Source organism: Deltaproteobacteria bacterium (assembly GCA_009930495.1).
GTDB lineage: Bacteria > Desulfobacterota > Desulfovibrionia > Desulfovibrionales > Desulfomicrobiaceae > Desulfomicrobium.
In genome coordinates this window covers 1-1,924 of sequence record RZYB01000324.1, presented here as the reverse complement: position 1 = coordinate 1,924, position 1,924 = coordinate 1, and the positions used below count along the sequence as shown (strand labels likewise).

General features: G+C 58.0%; 1 protein-coding gene. It reads right to left on the bottom strand.

Annotated features, from left to right (window positions below; translation table 11 throughout):
• A partial coding sequence (locus tag EOL86_14310; protein NCD26745.1) for a type III restriction endonuclease subunit R occupies positions 1-1,924 on the bottom strand: 1,924 nt, incomplete at both ends.

The window sequence follows — 1,924 nt, the reverse complement described above, 5'->3', positions numbered from 1 at the left end:
GGTGGTGTGGGTGATCTGGTTGGTCGTGATGTCCTTGAAAACAATCTCCCGCAGCTCTTCCGCGGCATAGGCGTGGTACATGACAGGGCGGAATTCGACACGGGCCAGATCAACATGGGCCAGGCCCGCGTATTCCCGGCTGACACGCGGGCTGAGGACTGGAATCCGGATGTCGAGGTCCTTGATGTTTTTGGCTCCGTTGTCCGTGTCCACTTCGATGAGCATGGTCGATCCACCCGTGCCGCCACCCATGGGCCGATGCTCGAAGACGATGCCTTCCTTTTCCAGCGAACGCACGAAGTCTAAAAACGCATCCGTGCCGATGACGCTGACGTATTCGTCGCCGAAGCCGGGATACATCTTGCGCAGGCCGCGCCCCAGGGTCTGTTCTGGCAGGATGTTGCTTTTGGCGGAGTAGGCCCGCAAGCCGACGATGGTCGTCACGTTGCGCACGTCCCAGCCTTCCTTGAGCATGAGCACCGAGACAATGGCCTTGCACGGGCTGTCCCAGGAATCGATGTCATTGGCCAGCTTGCGCAGCCTGCGCAGTTCGTCTTCATTTTTGCCGGACGCGGCCTCGGAGATTTCACCGTTATTCTTGGTGTGGATGACCAGAACGGCGTCATCTCCGGCCAGGTCCGGTTCCAAAGAGCGCAGGTATTCCGCCACTTCGTCGCAATTGCGCGTGTCATCGGTCATAACAAAGAGGATGGCTTTTTTACCGCGCTTTTCCTGTTCCGCATACGCCTTGCGCCATTCGATAACTCCCAGGCGCAGATGGGTTGAATACATTTCCGTATACTTGGCGCTGCTCACGGGCTGAAGTTTGCGCTGGCTTTCGTCGTCTGGGAGCACGGGGTGCTTGACCACATTCTGTTTGATGGCCTCCACCAAGGGGTAATCCGAGACGGTCTGCACAAAGATCGCGCCGTTGTTATGCTTGGGCGTGGCGGTGACGTCGATTTGCAGGGACAGGGCCGAGTCCTTCTGCAGCATGCGGTTGTGGATGTCCTGGATGGACTTGAACCAGGCCAGCTTGGGATCATGAACGTGATGGGCCTCGTCGTTGACGATCATGAGTTCGTCGATGTCGCGCACGATCACGCCCAGATCGACCTTGGAATCCGTGGTCTTGCCCGTGGGGCGTGGCCCCAGGAAATAATCCATGGTGTTGTCATCGTCCGGAGTCGGCGGAATGTCTTCACCGGAATAGACGCGGTGGATGTTGGTCAGGAAGATGTTGCCCGTGGGCTGGGTCACGCGCACTTCGTCCTGCTTATGCAGAGTCAGCTGGAAATCACTGCGCCAGTTGCGTCCCTCGTATCCATCATCGGGCAGGACCGGATCGTGGAAGAAAATATCCAGCCCCTTGAAGTCATGGTAGATTCTGTCCAGGACAATGATGTTCGGGGCGATAACCAGAAAATTCCGGGCCAGATCCGAATCCGGCTCATAGAGCTTGTGGAAAAAACTCCAGGCAATGGCCAGACTCATGACCTTGGTTTTGCCGCTGCCCGTGGCCATCTTGATGACAAAGCGTCGCCATGTTTCGTCAAAATCCTTACTGCGCACGTTGCCACTGCCATCAAAGCGCATCAGGTCGTGCTTATCGCGCACGCCGACCACGTCATGCAGATAGATGATGGTCTCCAGGGCCTCGCGCTGGGCGAAATAGTAGGCGAATTCAGACATGGAACCATCAGCTTTTTCCAACAGGTGCGGTTCCACAAACCACCAGTTCAGCAGGGCCGCGCTGGTGGCCGAAGCGCCCACGTAGCCGCCGTCGCGAAACGTCTTCACCTCGCGCCGCAGGCTGGGCACCAGGGGCGGCATGAGCTTGTCCATGGTCGTTTCGCGCAGGGCCTCGTCAGCGGGGAACCAGCGAAGGGAAGGATCAAGAATGGCGTGGGGAGAGGAGGGGAAA